Annotated in this window: 13 protein-coding genes; all 13 read right to left on the reverse strand. The window is 26.2% G+C overall.

Annotated elements, in window-relative coordinates:
• Positions 1-2: 2 nt before the first annotated feature.
• Positions 3-365, reverse strand: coding sequence for a hypothetical protein (locus JJC02_10845; GenBank protein UDN53402.1), 363 nt, complete (start codon positions 363-365; stop codon positions 3-5).
• 254 nt (positions 366-619) lie between these two features.
• Positions 620-1,846 carry a hypothetical protein gene (locus tag JJC02_10850; protein ID UDN53403.1) on the reverse strand — a complete coding sequence of 409 codons (1,227 nt, stop codon included), beginning with the start codon at positions 1,844-1,846 and terminating at the stop codon, positions 620-622.
• Positions 1,847-3,556, reverse strand: coding sequence for a hypothetical protein (locus JJC02_10855; protein ID UDN53404.1), 1,710 nt, complete (start codon positions 3,554-3,556; stop codon positions 1,847-1,849).
• Positions 3,556-5,676, reverse strand: coding sequence for a hypothetical protein (locus JJC02_10860; GenBank protein UDN53405.1), 2,121 nt, complete (start codon positions 5,674-5,676; stop codon positions 3,556-3,558). The genes JJC02_10855 and JJC02_10860 overlap by 1 nt, the downstream gene beginning before the upstream one ends.
• Positions 5,673-7,436 carry a virion structural protein gene (locus JJC02_10865; GenBank protein UDN53406.1) on the reverse strand — a complete coding sequence of 588 codons (1,764 nt, stop codon included), beginning with the start codon at positions 7,434-7,436 and terminating at the stop codon, positions 5,673-5,675. Before JJC02_10865 ends, JJC02_10860 begins: the two co-directional genes overlap by 4 nt.
• A gap of 10 nt (positions 7,437-7,446) precedes the next feature.
• Entirely contained in the window at positions 7,447-9,627 is a 2,181-nt protein-coding gene (locus tag JJC02_10870; protein UDN53407.1) for a virion structural protein, read from the reverse strand.
• 1 nt (position 9,628) lies between these two features.
• Positions 9,629-9,958 carry a hypothetical protein gene (locus tag JJC02_10875; GenBank protein UDN53408.1) on the reverse strand — a complete coding sequence of 110 codons (330 nt, stop codon included), beginning with the start codon at positions 9,956-9,958 and terminating at the stop codon, positions 9,629-9,631.
• A gap of 30 nt (positions 9,959-9,988) precedes the next feature.
• Positions 9,989-10,303: a hypothetical protein gene (locus tag JJC02_10880; protein UDN53409.1), complete on the reverse strand. Its 315-nt coding sequence runs from the start codon at positions 10,301-10,303 to the stop codon at positions 9,989-9,991.
• 35 nt (positions 10,304-10,338) lie between these two features.
• Complete coding sequence (locus JJC02_10885) at positions 10,339-11,217, reverse strand: hypothetical protein (GenBank protein UDN53410.1); 879 nt, start codon at positions 11,215-11,217, stop codon at positions 10,339-10,341.
• Positions 11,218-11,224: 7 nt separating this feature from the next.
• Positions 11,225-11,710, reverse strand: coding sequence for a hypothetical protein (locus tag JJC02_10890; protein ID UDN53411.1), 486 nt, complete (start codon positions 11,708-11,710; stop codon positions 11,225-11,227).
• Positions 11,711-11,718: 8 nt separating this feature from the next.
• Complete coding sequence (locus tag JJC02_10895) at positions 11,719-13,086, reverse strand: hypothetical protein (GenBank protein UDN53412.1); 1,368 nt, start codon at positions 13,084-13,086, stop codon at positions 11,719-11,721.
• Positions 13,087-13,304: 218 nt separating this feature from the next.
• Positions 13,305-15,536, reverse strand: a complete 2,232-nt coding sequence (locus JJC02_10900; protein UDN53413.1) for a hypothetical protein — start codon at positions 15,534-15,536, stop codon at positions 13,305-13,307.
• A gap of 118 nt (positions 15,537-15,654) precedes the next feature.
• Positions 15,655-19,332, reverse strand: a complete 3,678-nt coding sequence (locus JJC02_10905) for a virion structural protein (protein UDN53414.1) — start codon at positions 19,330-19,332, stop codon at positions 15,655-15,657.
• Positions 19,333-19,353 lie beyond the last annotated feature (21 nt).

Below are 19,353 nucleotides of genomic sequence, written 5' to 3' on the forward strand. Positions count from 1 at the left end.
AATTATATATAAATTTCCGTAATATCTTTATGTATATTCTCTTTTGATTTTAATATCATATTTTTTATATCATAGTTCAATTTTAATTCTATTTTTTTAGTTTCACAGTCTCTTATTAAATCTGTTAATACATAACTTTTTATAACGACTGTCTTCGTAATTGAATTGTAGAGCTTTATATTAAATAACAAGTTTTTATTATGTAAATCAAATTTCAAGAAATAATATCTTAACTCATCTTTATTTATATTGTATATCAATACGTTATTGATAAATAATTTTAACTCATCAATAATTTTAAAAATAATATTTACAATTTTAGTTACTGTTTTAATTTCACTTTTATTTTTGTATAATAAATGCATAGTTTTCACCTCCTAATTTTTCAATATCACTCTACCCACTATTTCAATAATAAATCTAAGCATAAGAGTATATAGGTCACTTGTCACAATCGACAATTAAGAAACAAAAAAAAGTCTTTTATAAAGACAAAATTTAAAAATATTTTATTATAAACCTCACACTAATGCTATCAAAAGTACCACCTCCAAATTTGTACTACTAATTATATCATATGCAAAATATTAAATACAGTCATTCAAACTTAAAAATACTACTAGTCTTCGCCACAATAAGTATAGTTTATATCTATACTTTTTATATTTATTTCACTATAAGTTTCTCCTATTCTACATTTAAACATCAAATTTTTTGCAGGAGGTTTAAATGGAAAAGTATCTACTATTTTATGGTAATATTCTCCTTTATCTTCATAATATACATCAAATATGAAGTCTTCGGAATACTTTCCACTATCACTGCTATTATTAAAGTGCGGAGTTATACCTGTAATCATTACATCTCTCTTCTCATCAATATTACATTTAAAACTAAATGTAGAAGCTTTGTAATTATTATAGTAATTTATATATGCTCCTAAAGATTTTATACCGTAAATAAAAGTTCTTAGATTTGTTTCACATTCTTCATAATTATAACTTCTTAAAACTATCTTTATTTGATTAACCTTTTTATTAGGAAAGTTTATTCTGAATGCTCTAACTGAATTTAAAAATTCATTTGTTGAATTATTTCGTGTTATTGCTGAATGATATTCAATTCCCTCTATTTCTTCCCAATAACTAGAATCACCAAATCTTATGTATACATTTTTTACACTACATAAAAATGGATGTATATATATTTCATTCATTTCTGATGTGGTCATAATATCTTCTGGAAGATTAATCTCATACTCTGTATCCAAAAAATCTACAGAATTACTTGTAACTACTCTTTTTGTCCAATATAAATTATTATCTTTAGAAAAAGGAGCATATACATCATTGTCTTGTTCTGATATAACACCAAAACTAGTAGTTTTTGTCTTAACTACAAGACTTTTTGGAATAAACATGAAATTTGATACGTCATCAAAAACAGCTAATTTTGAAATCTTTTTTGAGGGTCTTATAGTTATATCTGATGTTATGTTATTTATTATAGCTCCAAATGTACTCTCATCAGACTTACAATCTTGGGGTAGTATTATTTTTTTTCTTAATTTATTAGATTTTTGTATATCAATATACTTATTTAACAACTGATTATACTTTTGTATTAAGTTTGAGTTTACAGCTTCCAACTGAGCATTTTCAAGTTTTATTAAATTTATATTATTATTTAACATACGTTCTATCTCATTAGTTTTATTAAATAAATCTAGTATATCATTTAGCATATTGTTTTGATTATCATTATGCATTGAACTTGTATTTATTGCTTTATATCCAAAATCATTTCTATTTGCTACTGGCAAATTATTAATAACAACTCTATCCATCTAATCCCCCCTTACATCATACAATATGTCTATTTCTTCTTGTATATTGCCAATTATATCTATAAAGCTTCCATAACTATAACTTGAATCTATAAGCACTTCTTCTTTCATTACATCTAATCTATCTATCTTGTCACTTAATTTTCTTATATTATAATACACTTGATGATACATTGAACTTATCTTACAACTTTCTTGTGGACCTCTATACCTATTATTAAACTTGACAGCATTTGGAATTTCATCTAATACCCTATTTGAAGTTTCACCTGCTTTACCATCTACATGAAAAATCTTAGTTTCTACTTTAGATTTATTACCTGAATAATCAGTTGTATAAATCCTAAACATATAATATCCTTTTTGTAAAGGTTGTGTCATAATTGTTTCTCTTTGAGTTTTATTGTATATAATAGATGGATTATTTAAAATAATTGGATTAATATCACTTTCTACAGGATGTAAACACCAATTGTAATCTTTGATACCTGTAGTAACGATTGTTGTAGCTACATTTGATTCAGTTACTACCTTTGTACTTAAATCTATTCCTTCTACATAATATTGGTATATACTTCCTGTATCCATAGAAGTATACTCCAAAATGACTTTCCTATCTTCAGTAGTATACTGATTTGTTATACTTGGCTTAATTGGAATAGACGTGTCCCCAGGCTTGTCTTCAATAGACATATTTTCAGTCAATTGTTTCATTCTAAAAATAGTATTTGCCAATATTTTCTTCTCACATTCCTCAATATCTTCAATATCATTTATATTGTGTCCTATTTGAATCATAGCAGTATTGTTCCATGTCGTAAGATAATATGAGGATGCATTTTCTTGTGAAACAGACCAATTTGAGTTCCCTTCTGTTTTTTGTGGTATTATATTAAACCATATATCTCCATATGCAAAGTTTGATGTAGTATGAGTGTATGATATTTTTATCTTTTCTTCATTATTTCCTATATTCCAAGGATATAATGTAACTGAATCTGATTTATTTATAACTACTTCATTCCCCCATACAGCACTTGTAAATCCATGACCTTCATCAAAAAATATATTATCTTCCTTCCATTTTCCAACTTTTATATTAAAAAATTCTCTTAATCTATTTAAACTTTCATCTTCTCTAAATATAGAGGAAATTAAATCATGACTTACAATAACACTTCTATTTGTGTTCATAAATTCAAATATAGCATCTAATGCCATTTTGTTTAATTTATTTTCATTTGTGTAATCTTCACCACTAGAGAATCCTATAACTATCACATCATAAACATACATACCATTACTGTCTCTCAACAAACTATCTGGATTTTCACAAAATTCTCTATTTGATACAGGAGTTACATTTATTTTACCAAGACCATATCCTCTTGTATCCTCTTTGCAAGGCTCTTCCATCCATTTTTTTAAAGAAGCTGACTTCTTAATACTCCATGTAATACCCCTATAACATTTAAAACTAATTTCTTCTCCTATATTTGGATGTATATTTAATACCTTTATGTCACTTTCTAATTTTTCTAGTTCACATACAGAAATAGGCTGAAATACTTCATCAACAGAATTGCCAAAATCATCTCCTATTTTTTTTCTAAATACTCTGTACAAATATGGTGAACTTGATGTATTCTCCCATCTTAAACTAACTTTATTTTCTTTATCAGATGATTTCGTATATAATGTTATAGACATTATTCAGCCACCACCTTTATATTATTGATTACAGGAGTGACAGATATATCTGAAGTAGACAATTTAGCCATTACTCTACATCTTATTAAACTATTACCATCCATAGATTTTAACTTTTCAATTGTTGATGGTAACATATGTTTATATTTTACAAATATTCTAAAATATTCAGCTGTATTAATTTTTATGTCTGGTCTTTGATATTGAGGAATCTTTTTTTCTTTTGATTCAATATTCACAGGGTCATTTGGACTAATCATATAATTGGGGTCAAATTTTACAACTATACTGTCTATATTATCTGTAGATTTTATTGCATAATATTTAAGAGAATGAGCACTTATATCTTTCACTAAAGAATTATATGTTACTCTTTCCATCTTTGAACCAGCAAATATAGAATCACTATTAGACATTAAATTAAAATTATGCTTGATGGTTTTTACTGGTTCTGATAAATCTAATTTACCAAGTAAAAACATTATTTGAACTTTGTTTTCTCCTTTTTTTAACTTAAATGCATATGTATTATCCTTTTTAAATACTTGTCTTCCATTCACAAGTACAATTACATCAAACACTTCCTTGTCCTTTTCAAAGCTAAAATATTTATTTTCTATTACAGTCTCTTCAAGACAATTAACATATTGACTCATTACTATATAATTCCATACACTTTTGCACATTATCTCCATAGTATTTGCATCCATTGGTGCTATTCCAGTAACTCTATGTTTTGCATAATCGTTTATAGATACCTTTAAGGAACTTGGATATTCTTGATTATATTTATCACTTACATCTAACCTTTCAATCATCCATTGAGAATGTCCAGTTCTCATTTCAATAGAATTTAAGTTTACATACTCTGGAAGTTGTTGTACATAAAACAAAAAATTTTTTAACTCTATATCAAAATCACGCTTTCCAAATAAATCAGATGTATAGTAATTAAGTAGCTTTTCTTCTTTATATAAGAGATTTAAGTCTAAAGCTATACCTGGCTTTATACTCTTCCATTCTACACTATTATTCTTATCTTCTATACCTACGAAATACGATATGTTTGTCATCGGTGGTATTTTATTTTTTGGATTTAATGTTATATTTGATATAGGTTCATCAATATTGATTTTATTGCTTGTATACACACTAGTTTTAGAATATTTGTCATTATAAAGTGAAATATTATTTAATACAAATAATGAACCTAAGTTATCTATTTCTTCTTGGTCAATTTCGTATTTTTCAATTATAAATTTAATTGATAAAACATCTTCCTTGTTAAATCTCCATATATTATTTTTTTCTCCATTGCATTTAAACTTCTCTTTAAAGTTCTTGTTGTCAGAAGAAAGTAATAATGTTATAACGGTATCCTGTAGTGAATAACCACTAAGTTCAATTCTAGATATTGTTTTGATATTATCCAATTCTAAGTCTATAGTAATTATTTGAACTTCATTTTTAATTGGCGTTATATTCAATGATATACTTTCATTAAGAGCCTCGTTTAATATCAAATTTGTATTTGTACTTATCTCTTGCCCATTTGATAATATTTTCAAATTTGACTTACTCAAATCTATTTTGTCATCCGGAATTGAATGAAGTTCATTTCTAAGGGTAGATGTATTGTAATCTATTTCACAAGTTGACTTAGGTATATTATTTTTTACTAAGTTTATAGTGTTTGTATCTTCAAGTGTATTAAAAGTTATAACATAAGGATAATAAGACTTTTTTTTGCTTGAAAACTCATTTGCTATTTCTGAATAAGCAATAATCTTATTTGCTTCATTATATATGTTTATCATTTCTAAATCATACTTACTTACAGTTTCTATAGAAGAGTCTACTTGATGGTTATGTACTTCATAAATAGATTTCAAATCATATTCTATATTTTCAAACATAGTATTAAATTGTTCTTTATCCGAATTTTGATATGGTAATAATGTAATTGGCTTAAAATAAGGTAATCCAATTATTTTTTTTTCAAAAAACTCACTTATAAACTTATTCACTTCATAAAAAGTTACTAAATCTCCATTATTCAAAAGTCTTTTTATTATCTCTTCTTCTTTAATTTTTAATTGATACTCTTGAATGTTCATCATATAATTTCCTCCGAACCTACATCTATACTGTAACTATATACTATAGGTGACTCATCAATTATTTCCTCTGGTCTATATAACTCTATTTTCAATCTAAATTCATTAACATCATTAAGCATATCAACATATGTAAGATTTTTATTTCTATTTATAGTTGATATATTACTGTTTATGGCTATTGTACAAGAACCATATTCAGTCCTATGTCTTGGTCTTATTCTAGTCCATACTGAACCATCATCAAAACTTATATAGTATTTAATATAATCATCAATTTTTTTGTTTTGGTCCAAATATTCCACAAATCTTTTAGGTATGTAATCTTTAGAATTTAAAGTAATTGACCTTATACTTTCAGTTGATAAAAATTTTTGTGATAGATATACTCCATATTTATCATAAACTTTATATTTAAGTTCAATATTTTTTATACCTATAACATATCTCTTTGCATTTACTCCTTCGTATTGAAATTTATAATTATCTTCACTTATCTTTTTATAAAATAATTGAGATTTTATATACTCTTTTGTTAAAAAATTATCAGTTGATTTTGTAGATGGATAAATTATATTTTTATCATCATGATTGTACTTAAGTCCTATCATCTCTATACTTTTTTGAGGCTTATCAAATTGTACATAATCTTTCTCATTATCATAAAAAAAATATGGAATCCTAGTTGGATTTATATTTAAAAAATACTCTCTACATACTTTAGTAAAATTGCTGTCTTCTTGTTCTAATTCAACTATAATTTCTTTAACTATACTTGATTTAAAGGTTATTGTATTTTCTTCATCTAGGTATTGATTTAGATGTAATATTTGAACATTTTCATACTTATCTCTTACAATTATCCTTTTTATTATAGGATTATGTAGATTAACATTTGGTCTTGATATGCCATAAATTTTAAACCAATTTATATTGACAGGTATATCCAAAGAAATCTTAAAATGTAATTTTAAAATACTATCATCATTTATCCAACTTATACCTTCTTTATACTTAAACCCAACCATTGCAGTTTTTATTTTTACATCGTCTTCTAAGTTATACATTTCAAACTCAAACCAAGTGTCATCATTTCCATCTAACATATCTGATAAATATATGTGAGAATCATCTTCTCCAATGTATTTTATTTTATTATAAGATGGATATATTTCATGTGTATTTCCAGGGAAACCATTTGATGTATCTAAAACTTGTACATTTATATTGTCATTTACACATTTACTTGATATTGTTGCTAGTGTTAATGCTCCACTTAACACATTACAAGAAGCATTATTTAAGTTATTTCTATTACTAATTTTTATAAAATCATCTGAATAAATTATATTACTGACAGTTTTCAACGAGTCCACTTTTTTATCTAGTTCATTTATCTCTATTTCTATATGGTTTAGTTTGTTCATTAATATACCAGTCTCTTCTTTAACATCTTTAAAATATATTTGTAAGTTATTTTCTATTTCCTCATAGCTACATATTAAGATATGCATATCATATTTAGCTTTTTTTAACATATCACTATAGTCTGAAAATGATGGTATATATACTGCCCTATTGAATTTAAATGATGGTTTTCCAAGTTTATTGTAAAAATCGATAATCATATTTTTAAATTCGTAAAGATATTCTGTTTTCGTCTTTATTTTCCCAGAACCAAAATTTTTATTTAAATCCTCTATTAGAATTTTAATTCTTTCTTCAAACAATATACTTGGCTTTTTATATTTATAATTATTCATATTATCACCTTTAAAATGTATCTATCATATATTTTATTTCTTTTAAAGCAGGTGTTAGCCATACGTCTTTAACTGTGTTTCTTCTAAATAGTGCTTTTAGTTTTATTTTTGATACTAAATGCTTATATGATATATCTATAATATATTTACTTTCTATCTCTTTATTAAAATAAATTGAATTCTCAAATATATAAAATTGAAGTTTGTCATCTAAATTATTAAAATTCTTATAACTATTACCATTTTCTGATATATCTGTTACGTTTAAAGTTTCTATTTCACAGTTAATATTACTAGTTGATATATCTACAACCTTTACATCACAATAATCAACAGTAGATTCTGTGAATGGTCTATATTTAAGTTCAAAGCTTGATGTATTTTTTCCATTAAAAGATTCTATAGTTGTTTCTAACTTTGATGAAAAATCTACAGAATCACTACCAGCAACAGGCTTATAACTTATACTATATACTGCATTATAATCATAGTTAAATATTTGAATACAGTAAAAAAATCCAGTTTTTGGATTCTTATGTATATAAAACTCTTCACTATTTAAAGGTATCTCTTCTCCATCTTTCATTACTTTATAAATAGTTTCTGCCTCAAATCTAAAGTAAGCTCTAGTACTCCCTGTGATAAATAGAAGTTCGGATTCTATAATATCCTTATTCATTGGAAATATAGGAATCCAATCTTTAGTATCTGGATTATCAGATGCAGTAATATAATACTCTATATCAGTAACAGTTTTACCAAATGAATTTTTAGGATGTAGTTCGTCAGTTACTATATGTATACTTTTTATATTTGAATTTAGATTTACGGGTTTACTTATATAAATACCTGTTCTATCAAAATGATTATTATAACATCCTATATCATACAAACCATAGTTGTATTCATACTTTAATACCTTATGATTCAACTTGTCATTTCCAACTATTATAGACAGTAACTCATCATAAGAATAGGATAATATTCTATCATTCATTTGTTGCCATAGAGAATTAGCCAATTCTCTATCATAATACACTGGTTTAAATACAGCTTTAGTCACTTTTTCTTTTCTGTCATTTTTATTATTAAACCAAAGTAAACTTTTACTTATTTCAGTTGGATTATATACATATGTTTCTCTTATATAATGTTTCTGTGTAAATAATATGTATATTCTCTTACATATTATATCTGGAAACCTAAATGTAACTTTATCTCTAGTAAAAACACTTTTTAATGTTTTATCCTTATTATCTGGTGTTACTAATTCTATCAACGCCTCATCTTCATCATCTGTCATTTTATATCTTATAGCTACTATGTCAATAGGATATTTTGTAAATGGAACAAGATTTATCTCGTTTATTTTATTGATAGATTCAAAGTTAAGTTCAAGGTCACAAACTGCACCAGAATCTATTCCATAAAAATAATTATCTCTTACATATATAACCTGTGGTTTATTACTTTCAAACGAAACACTTAATGGAGCATCTGACAGTATTGTATCACTCCAAAATGATGTTGGATTTCCATCTATAGCATTTTCAAGAGAGGTTTTATTATTGTCAGATTGTATAAATCCTTCACCAAGCTGAAATCTATAATTTAAACATGCTGTAGATACTTTATTGTCATATCTCAACATGTTATCCCGTTTTAAAAATGGTAATGTCAGTCTGTTTTCCTTTTCATCAAAATTAACATAACACTTTTCTAGTATCCATTGACCATATCTATCTTTTTGAAGATTTCTGCTTTTATCAAAATTATTTGAATTTCTAAACCTATCTATTATAAATTTAGACATATGTTTAAATGAAGTAGAGTATCTACAACTCTCTAATTTATCTTTTATTTGATTTATCTTTGTTTTTATACTATTTATGTATGACATACTCATACTATCATGTTTTGATATCAATTCAGTCATTGAGTTAACTACACTAAAACTGGTCAGTAAATCTATGTATAGTTCATTCATAGTCTTGTTAATTGATTGAGAGTTAATATTTGTCTCATGTTCATCTAAACTTGTTATTAATGTATTATTCCTAATTTTCATCTTAAATTCATTTTCTAAAATAGCTCTTTCCTCATCAGTTGAACAGTTTGATACTATTTCACTTACAACTTTTTCTATAATCTCATCTTTTACTTTACTTATATTCAATGTCGTATCTAACATATTATATTCCAACCTTTAATTTATACTTTTCATAACATTTATTAAGTATATTAATTAACTCATTGATAGCCATTTGTACATCTTCTTTAGTTTTCATTATTTCAAATTCTATTCTAGTACCATTCCACTCTGATTTGTTCCATTTAATTGGTCTAATTCCTTCCTTTATCAGTTTAATCCACAAAGATAACTTATAAACTTCATACATATTTTCATCCATTAATTCTAATTCTCTAGTTAATTTTTTTCCTATAATAACACCACTTTCCATAGTATATCCTTCCAAACTTTCTTTTGAAATAGTGTACTTCTCTTCTTCAAAATCTTGCATAAAGTTTCCTCCTCTGCTTATTTTGTGGTTTTATGTTCCTTCAGTATTTTTATCTTCTCTTATTTGACCATTTATAACTATTAAATCTTTATTAGTTATTATCACTTTATTTTCCTCAAATGATATTCCCTTTTTTAATAAAAACTCTTCCAATAAATCTTGAATTTGAGCTAGTATTAAATCTTCTTTAACTCTTTGTATAACCTCATCTATAATTTGTTCTTTAGAACCTAATACTTTTTTACCATCATATTCAAAATATCTCTGAATTACATTTATTAGATATGCATCAACCTTGTCTAGACCTTTCACATAAATGTTGTCTTTTTTCTGTTGTATTCTCATATTTCACCAACTCACCATATTGTCTGTATACATTACTATTTTTTCTTGCTTATAACCTGCATTAAGACTTTTTCAACTTCTTTATCACTATTTTCATAATCATCATATATAAGATAAATATCCTCTTTTTTCTCCCCTGATACAGTTTCATAAATATTTATAGTATCTAAATCTCCTTCTTCACTATAATTAAGTAAAACATCTTCAGTAGCATTACTTACTTTTATCAACTTATCATTATTTTTAGGATCTCTTAATATTGTTGTTACATCATTTAAATCTGGATATTCAGTATTTGGAAGTCTTCCTAAATCAGGATTAATTAACCCCATTTGAGCCTCTGTAAAATCATCATTATAGAGAAGGGCTATTGCATTAATTTTAGGTGATTCTCCTGCCAGATTTGACCATATCTTAGCTCTTATTTTTACGGTTTTAGGTATATCTTCCTCTTTTTGTATCGTATACGGTACAGTATTATTTGCTCTTATCTGAAATGCTTCTTCTTTATCAGTTATTAGATAATATATTACTTCTGACCCTTTTGGTATATCTTGGTCTACAAGCAGAAAAAAATTATTCAAAGATGAACTTTTATGTTCATGCGTATAAATATCAACTGAATTGTATTCTCCAAAACTGTCACCCTCGCTTAAATATATACAAGTTTTATCAAAATCAAACTTTATATTTGTGCTATTTAGGACATCAGAATAGTCCTTATTTTTAAATTCATTTATAAATAAGGAATTTGCATATCTATTATTATCAAAATTAAATAAAATTCTATCAAAAAACAAATTATCTGAATAATAAGATATATCCTTTTCAGATGAACTTTTAATTATCTCTTCATCAGTATATAGTTTATCTATTATATTTTTTCTTGAAATCTTAGTAAATTTTTCACTCATAACTCACCTATAATAAAGAGTGTTGCCCTGTCAAGTATTGTTTCTTAAAAACAGGTATTACACTGTACTCACATTTATTTAAAGTTTTATGCACGTATTTTATCCTATCAACCTGATACTGTATCTCAATAAAATCTGTAGGAGATAGCTCTACATGAATATATAAAATTTTAAACTTAGAATTAAATGTATAACTATTTCTACTTAACTCTACACTATTTACACTAACTCTTATAGATTTACTTACTATCTCACTTATCTCCTTAGATACATCCCACTTTTGATTTGAATTGTACTCTAGCACCTTACTTTCATTTAATAGAACTTCAACCTTTGGATTTGGTATTTCAGCTAATAAATAACTTTGCCACTTTTCTCCTATTTTTTCATTTACATATAATTTGTAACTTATACATTTTAAACTCTTTATTCTTGAAAAAGTTATTGTATTTTCTGTATATATTTTTGTAGGACTATTGATATTATCATACATATGTACACCTATAATACAGCCACTACTGGGTCTGATATATTTCCTTTCTCATCATATAAATATATAGTGTAGTTGTACTTATTTGAGTACAAGCAGTAGTCTTTTATTGATAAAAGTGGATATCTAGAATTTAATACAACTATCTCAACTGTCTCATTATCTTCTATATTATTTATGTATTCATTATAGTATTTGCCACCTTGCCTTATGTATGTTTTAAATATTGTAGCATTTTCATCTGCTATATCGACTGCTTTTTTCTGCTCATCTGTACTTAAATTTGTTACATCTTTTCTATAAATAATCATTTTATCAATTAATATTTCAAATTTACCTTGAAACACTATCGGTTTACAATAGTCTGTTGATATAGTTTTGTATATATTTTTCATTCTAAAAACTCTAGGTTTTCTATAAAATAATTCTCTTTTATCCTTATGCCATATATTTGGTACTTTTACATACCTTATTCCATCAGTTATTAGAGTGGAATCATCTGAATGTATTTCTTGGCTAGCTATAGTATTTATTACTTTACTATATAAATCATCTTTATTGATATTTATATCTTTTGAGACTTTTTCTCTCTTTATCTCTTTCCACTTGGTTATTTTAATGTCATCTTCTTTTACTTCTAATACTTGAATTATTTCGTCTGGGCTTTCAGATAATTCACAAACTCCTACATTTGATAGTTCTGTTATATATCCATCTGGAAATTTACTTATTACTCTATACTCATATTTATTTTTTTGTCTTTCTTTTTTCTGATAAAATAATGTGTAAGTTTTGCCTTCTATTGTAGACACCACTGGGTCAAATACTCCATGTGCATGTATATCTATATGTGTAACTATATCTATAGAAAAATCTAATGTGACTTTATTGTATTCCACATTACATTTTTTTATTAGAAATCCATTATTATTTCTAATCTTTATTATATCGTCAATCTCATATTGTTCTGTTATAGTCCTATATGTTTCATATTCATTATAATCAGTTCTTTTCTTAAATAAAATTCTTGCTATAGTTTGATATGAACTTAATTGTATTTCTATTTTTTCTTGAGGTACTGATGATAAATCATTTTTTAAATTTACAATTAATTTTTTAAAAGGAATTACTATTTCAAATGGTAGCGTAAATTCAGTATATCCATTATATCCTTTTGGAAAATCATTTCTACTAAGTAAAAAATCTTTAATGTTAGTCGATTCTATATCAGCATTTTCTTCTAGTATTTCTATAATTGGGTCTTGATTATTTATGTACTCTTCTATTTCTGTTTCTGATGAAATATTTTTAAATCTATAAATATAGTGCAGTAAGTTTCCTTCTATAGATTTGCATATATTTATCTTGGGATGTTCCAAATAAGCTCACCTCTTTTCTATTTTATTCTTGTAAAATTACTTTCACTCTTAATATACCTTGCTTATACTCGAATTTGTTCAACATTTTTTATTATATTATCAATTTTTTATACAAATAAATCTTGCAATTTAAGTTTGCCATAAATAATATATACGATTACTATAAAAGGGATTGTTTCAATTTTAATTAAAACAATCCCTTTACCCTAGTATACTTACTATTTTTTTTGTGCTATTGGAGTCCATTCTGCTAGATATTTATCATCAATAGTTGTCTTACCATCACTTTTAGTACAAACATAAAGACCTATAGGGTATTTAGCATTCTCCTTATCTTTATCTTCTGTTGTTGTATCCAATATATGTTTTATCCATATATCACCTACTTTAGGTTTTTTAAATGGTTTATAATCTCCAGGGGGACAAAAAGATAGTATAAGTCTAGGACCTGGCAGACCAGTTCCATCTCCAAAACGAATAGCGTTATTGAAAAACCACACACATCCACCATTTCCATCTTGAGGTCTATATGATAATATTCGTCTACCATTCCTCTTATTACCATCATGACCTGTATACTCAATAGCTTCATCATATAAACAAAAATGATCAATCTCTCCATCACTATCAGGATATTTAGTATCCTTAACGTCTCCACGTAATGATATTTTTCTATCTCCTTCATCAGTTATAACTATCTTAGAATTTTGAATCATGGTTAAATCTCCATACATAGAATCCCCTCGTCTTTTGACATAATCTTTTTTAATATTTTTAATTTCATTTTCTATATCCATTATGTCTCTTTTTATATCATCAATATCATCTCTTAGTTCATCTAACTGTTCTTGAACATTAGCTCTCACTTCTTTAAGTTGGGCAAGTTCTCTAGTTGTAACTGAACTTTCACTAATACACTTATTTGTATCACTAACTAAAACTCTTGAACCATTTCTCCTATAATCAGTATGTCTTTCCATATTATCATTTGAGCAAAAAACATTTCCATTATCATCTGTCATAAGAATTTTTCTAGCATTATCACTTCCTTGAGCTATTACGACATAATAATCAAAAGTATCCCAAATTTCTTCTACCTCATTATCAATCTTGTCCAATCTAGACTCATAATCATAATGTCTATGCCTAATATGAGAGTATCTATTATCATAAATTGACTTTGGTTTTATAAAATGATTTGTTTCAGGAAGTCCAGATATTGTAACTGGATTTTGATACTGATGAACTATACAAGAACTAGACATATATGGTTGTATATGTACTTCCGTTTTTTCATCTATAGCTAAGTATAATTCAAACTTATGAGTAACTATTTCCACACCATCAACTGTAGTAGAATCTGACTTCACATGATACAGTCTCAATACATCTATATCTCTTTGATAACTATCTCCTTCATGTTTATATGGTGGAAATTGTTCTGCTTTATAGTCATTTTTGCTAGGGTCTGGAGGAGTCTTATAACCACTTAAATCAAGAGGTCTTTCATGCGCATGATTTTCACTTGGTGGTGTTATACTTGAATACGTTGAAATACTTTCTTCTATATTTAACTTTTCTATAGGGTCTTTTTCTTTATCTTCTGTATTGTTGTTTAAATGACTATTTACAACATTATTTTCTTGTGTTCTTAATCTATCTTCTTTTATTAAAGTTTCTTCATAGGATAAATCCTCATTTAGAAATGGTAATTTTTCATCATGTGATGATACATAAAAAAACTTACTCGTACAAGTCCATCCATCTTTATTTTTGTTTGTAGGATCTTCAAACAAACCAATATGAATATCCATAGTAGTTGGACTATTCTCTTTAAGAAAAGTTATAGAACCTCTAAATAGTGAGTTATAAATCCCTTCTGTCATCATATCAGTATGGTCAAATTTCCCTATATTAGGCTTTGTGTAATCTATGTAATCAGATGTAGATTTAACAAATTCATCAATATAATCTTCATTCTTCATTTTAGCCACTATACTATTTGCAAATATACCTTGATATGGAAGCTTACCATCTGTAGAAAAATCAGGTGCATTTCCAACTCTTCTTGGAGTAAATGTGGCTATTTTAATATATCTTTTATTAGAAACCATTACAGCATGTTTAAAATGGTTGTATCCTAGTCTGTCTTTAAAATCAACAGCATGATATCCATCTAGGCAATCTGCATTTAATCCACTATTAGGACCTTGATTTAATTCACTCCAAACTTTTTTATCATTTAAAGTTAGTTCACTTGTTATAATATTTAATCTTGGTTTATCTATCCACCAATCAAATTTAATATCACTTGCTCTAAAATTCATTTTTGCATATGAATATCCATCATTTAAATCAGCATCTCCAAACGTAACGGATAATTTAACACCTTTAAAATCATGTAATTTCAATTCATTTGTAAGTAGTGTTGCTGAAGGTAAAACACCCAATAAAATCACCTCATTTAATCTAGTAATACATTTTTAAAGTTATATTTACTAACCTTTTAATTTAATTATTTTTTAACGAGTTTCATTTAAATATATTTTTTATGAATATTAAAATATGTTATATATTGTAGTTCACATTTTCTATCCATATACTTGGTCTAACATGCTTTTGATTATCTATGTTTTTACTGACTTCTATGCTAGTCTGAGGTAACTCCTCATCTCCTATTACATCTACAAATTCAATAATAGGATAACTACCATAGGCAGCCCATTTCTGAACAGCATTTTTAATATCTTCTTCAGAAAATCTTCCCCCATTTTTATAAAGTAGCTTATTATCTATTCTTACTATAATTACAGAATTTTCTTGATATGGTTTACCATCAAGTGTACCAATATCTAAATAATAATCACTTTCAGGCTCTAAATCTCTGCGAAGTCTATCTTCCATTTCTTTGATAATACCTCCACCTCTTAATCTAGTATCTATTAGATTTGTAGACTTTAATGAGGTATGATGTCTTACAAAAATTCTACCTATATGTAAATCAAATGGTTCTAAGGCTTCTTGATTATCAAACTTATGGTATACACAAAAATAGTTGTCTTTTAGAATATCACCTGTACCCCTATCTATTATTCTCATTGGTTTTAAAAAGAAATGAATTGTTCGATTGAATAAATCATATGAATTTCTCATTTCATTTAGCTCATTTGAAGTATCTGTATAAAAACTATACATATTTGGATTTAAATTTAAATCTATAATTTTACTGTCTTTATCTTGATTTTTATAATAACCTCTATAATGAAGATTTTTTTCTTCATAAGTATAATCTACTAGTATTTTATCATTATCACTTACTGAATCATTAATTTCTATAAATCCATACTTGAAATTAAATCCTTTGATTTCAAGTTCTTTTTTACTTTTATCACTTAATATTTTATAAACTCTTAAGTTAGTTGGTCTCCAGCTACTATCAACTTTTATATACATTGGAGTATTTTTTACTTTAATAGTATTGTTTCCAACAAAACTTCCTTTTTCTTCAGATATATCAATGTATGGTTTTCCATATTTTCCAAATATCTGTAAATCGTATTCTGGTATAGAATATATAAGTTCTATTGTTTTATCAATTCTTTCATATTTTTTACTGAAATAAGCATATTTAACAGTTGGAAACCATCCTTTTAAAGGCTCTTTTTCTAGAGGCGTTCCTACAATAATTTGATTTATGTTTCTACATACTACTGAATATCCCTTATAAACTTTTCCATTAGCTGACTTATATATCGAATCTTTATCTAAGGTTCTAGTATTTTTATTATTTCCAATTATACTTGAATCTTGCTCAGGAAATCCAGTATCTTCATATGTTCTCCCATATATAAATCCATTTCCATCTGATGCTGTATATATCAAAGTTTTATCCTTTGAATACATAGTATCTAAATTTTGAATATTGTATTTAACTCTAAAAGTTGAGTTTGCATTTATTTTGTCTCTATCTTCATCAGATGAATACTTCATAAATATATCTCTTGCTGTCATATATCCATTTGTATCCTTTTCAGATATAATCATATCTTCATTCTTAAAACTATCGAGTTCTGAATATAATGCATACTTTTTATTTATTATTTCCTTTGTAATAGGTTCTATTTCTAAATTGTCAGCCATTATAATATATTCAATTTTTATTTTGGCTCTTTTATCCTCTAATATTTCATATTCAAACACTTCTATAGAAGACTTATTGGTTATACCTTGAAGCCTATTTACTTTATACGACTCTAAATCACAACATTGAACTGGACTTATTTTTTCAAGTATACCTGCTTTAATTTCTAAAGGATTTACACTATCTTTTCCATAGGCTTCTTCTGTCAATCCATCATACATAACATATATGGGATTTTCTATAGTTGGAATAAATGATGTATATATATATGCATCATATATATTTTCATATTTAGTTTTTTCTACAAAGACCTTATACTTAAATTTATTTTCATCTATTGGATAATTATTTCCTGAAATAAGGCTTATATTTTCTGAATTATACACACCATTTACGTCTAATCCAACATTATCATAAATTTTGTACTTTAACTTATACTTGTAATACAAGGGAACATTGTCCTTAAATTTATTTGTTATATAAAACAAATCGTCATCTACCAAATATTCTCCATCAATTCTATGCAAAAGACCACTTTCATCTGGATACATTATTATTTCTCTTGCCTGCTCTGGATACAAATTTGATATCTCATCTTTTTTATTTACAACACCGCTGTATTTAGCTGACCCATTATATAATACCTTTAATTTTCTAACCAAACCTTCATATCGTGTATATGCGTTATAAGTTTTGGGATTATAATCAATCAATTCATTATCAGTTTCCACAAAATTTACAGCTTCGAATATAGAATTTGTCAAATTTAAAACACCATATTTATCACCATCATTGTATATCTTATCTATAGGCACTCTTTTTGCTAATAGTCCTTTAAATTCCTCATGTTGAACTTTATGTTCTGGCTTGAAATCAGTGACAGTAGATTCATCCCACATAACAAAATCTCTGTATAAAATCCCCCAATATCCTTCTAATTCCGTACCTTTTTCACCATCAAATTCAATAGTCTCTGGAAAATAATCTTCGTTTTTAGTAGCTAAATTTCTTTTGTGAATCCAATCCTCAACAAAATGCAATGTTACATTATTTGTATTTGTTTCTATTACAGAAACAGTATCATCTAGTGATGCCGTTGTATTATAATAATAGGCTAAATTTACTGCTCCATTTGGAACACTTCTTCCAAGTTTGATAGATTTATTACCTTTATTATCAAATTCCTTATGTACTTTTGTATTGGAAAATAAATCTCCAGATATATATTCTTCTTTTTCCAAAACAGGTTCATATTTTGGTGCTTGTGGATAATCTATAATAGGTAATTTAAAATCAGGCGTACTTACATCAGGTCTTTGATTTACTATAATATCATCTTTGGGATTATATTCAGTTGTGATTGTTCTTGCATGCCAAACTATATAAACTATTTCTCTTGTAGGTGAATCGATATTATATTCCCTATTTACAAAGTTTTTAAATATAATTTTTCCATATTCATCCCCTAAAAACTTCTTGTTCTTTATAAATGATATATTTGCATTATCAATTACTTTTATACTTGCCCCATTATTTACTGTATCATTCTTAACCTTAGTCACTATCTCAACCTTACAATCATATAAAGGGTATGGTATTTCACTAAAATTATTTATAGCATCATTAGTTTCAACACATTTATCAATGTTAAATTCTTTATCTGTTGAACTATAGACTACTGTGGTTGGTAACTCTATAGATTGGTCAACATTGCTTGATATATTTACATTTACTCTATCATCTTGTTCATTATCAAAATATATTTCTATAAATCTTTCTTTTGCATTTATAGGTACTATCTTTTGCTCAATTAAAATATCTACCGTTTGAATGTATGTAATTCCATTTTCTAATTTCACAATAAAGTCAAAAGAGTCTTCTCCTATGTATAAATCACTTGCATAATAATTAAAATAAATTATATTGTTTGAAATACTAAAAGTAACATCCCCAGCTAATTTTAAAAAAGTCTCTTCTTCAATAGAACCTTTTTTATATGCATCTCCTAAAGAATTTATTTGCCCCTCTTTTATTAAAATAGCTCCTTGAAGATTAGACCCATTTGTAATCTTATAATTTAATGTTTTCAGTTTATTAATATCCATAAAACATTCCCCTTTTGTAAC

This window comes from Clostridioides sp. ES-S-0054-01 (assembly GCA_021561035.1).
Lineage (GTDB): Bacteria > Bacillota > Clostridia > Peptostreptococcales > Peptostreptococcaceae > Clostridioides.

Excerpts from the sequence above, each read along its gene's own strand:
- JJC02_10845 (UDN53402.1), bottom strand. The coding sequence starts at position 365 with ATGCATTTATTATACAAAAATAAAAGTGAAATTAAAACAGTAACTAAA.
- JJC02_10850 (UDN53403.1), bottom strand. The coding sequence starts at position 1,846 with ATGGATAGAGTTGTTATTAATAATTTGCCAGTAGCAAATAGAAATGAT.
- JJC02_10855 (UDN53404.1), bottom strand. The coding sequence starts at position 3,556 with ATGTCTATAACATTATATACGAAATCATCTGATAAAGAAAATAAAGTT.
- JJC02_10860 (UDN53405.1), bottom strand. The coding sequence starts at position 5,676 with ATGATGAACATTCAAGAGTATCAATTAAAAATTAAAGAAGAAGAGATA.
- JJC02_10865 (UDN53406.1), bottom strand. The coding sequence starts at position 7,436 with ATGAATAATTATAAATATAAAAAGCCAAGTATATTGTTTGAAGAAAGA.
- JJC02_10870 (UDN53407.1), bottom strand. The coding sequence starts at position 9,627 with ATGTTAGATACGACATTGAATATAAGTAAAGTAAAAGATGAGATTATA.
- JJC02_10875 (UDN53408.1), bottom strand. The coding sequence starts at position 9,958 with ATGCAAGATTTTGAAGAAGAGAAGTACACTATTTCAAAAGAAAGTTTG.
- JJC02_10880 (UDN53409.1), bottom strand. The coding sequence starts at position 10,303 with ATGAGAATACAACAGAAAAAAGACAACATTTATGTGAAAGGTCTAGAC.
- JJC02_10885 (UDN53410.1), bottom strand. The coding sequence starts at position 11,217 with ATGAGTGAAAAATTTACTAAGATTTCAAGAAAAAATATAATAGATAAA.
- JJC02_10890 (UDN53411.1), bottom strand. The coding sequence starts at position 11,710 with ATGTATGATAATATCAATAGTCCTACAAAAATATATACAGAAAATACA.
- JJC02_10905 (UDN53414.1), bottom strand. The coding sequence starts at position 19,332 with ATGGATATTAATAAACTGAAAACATTAAATTATAAGATTACAAATGGG.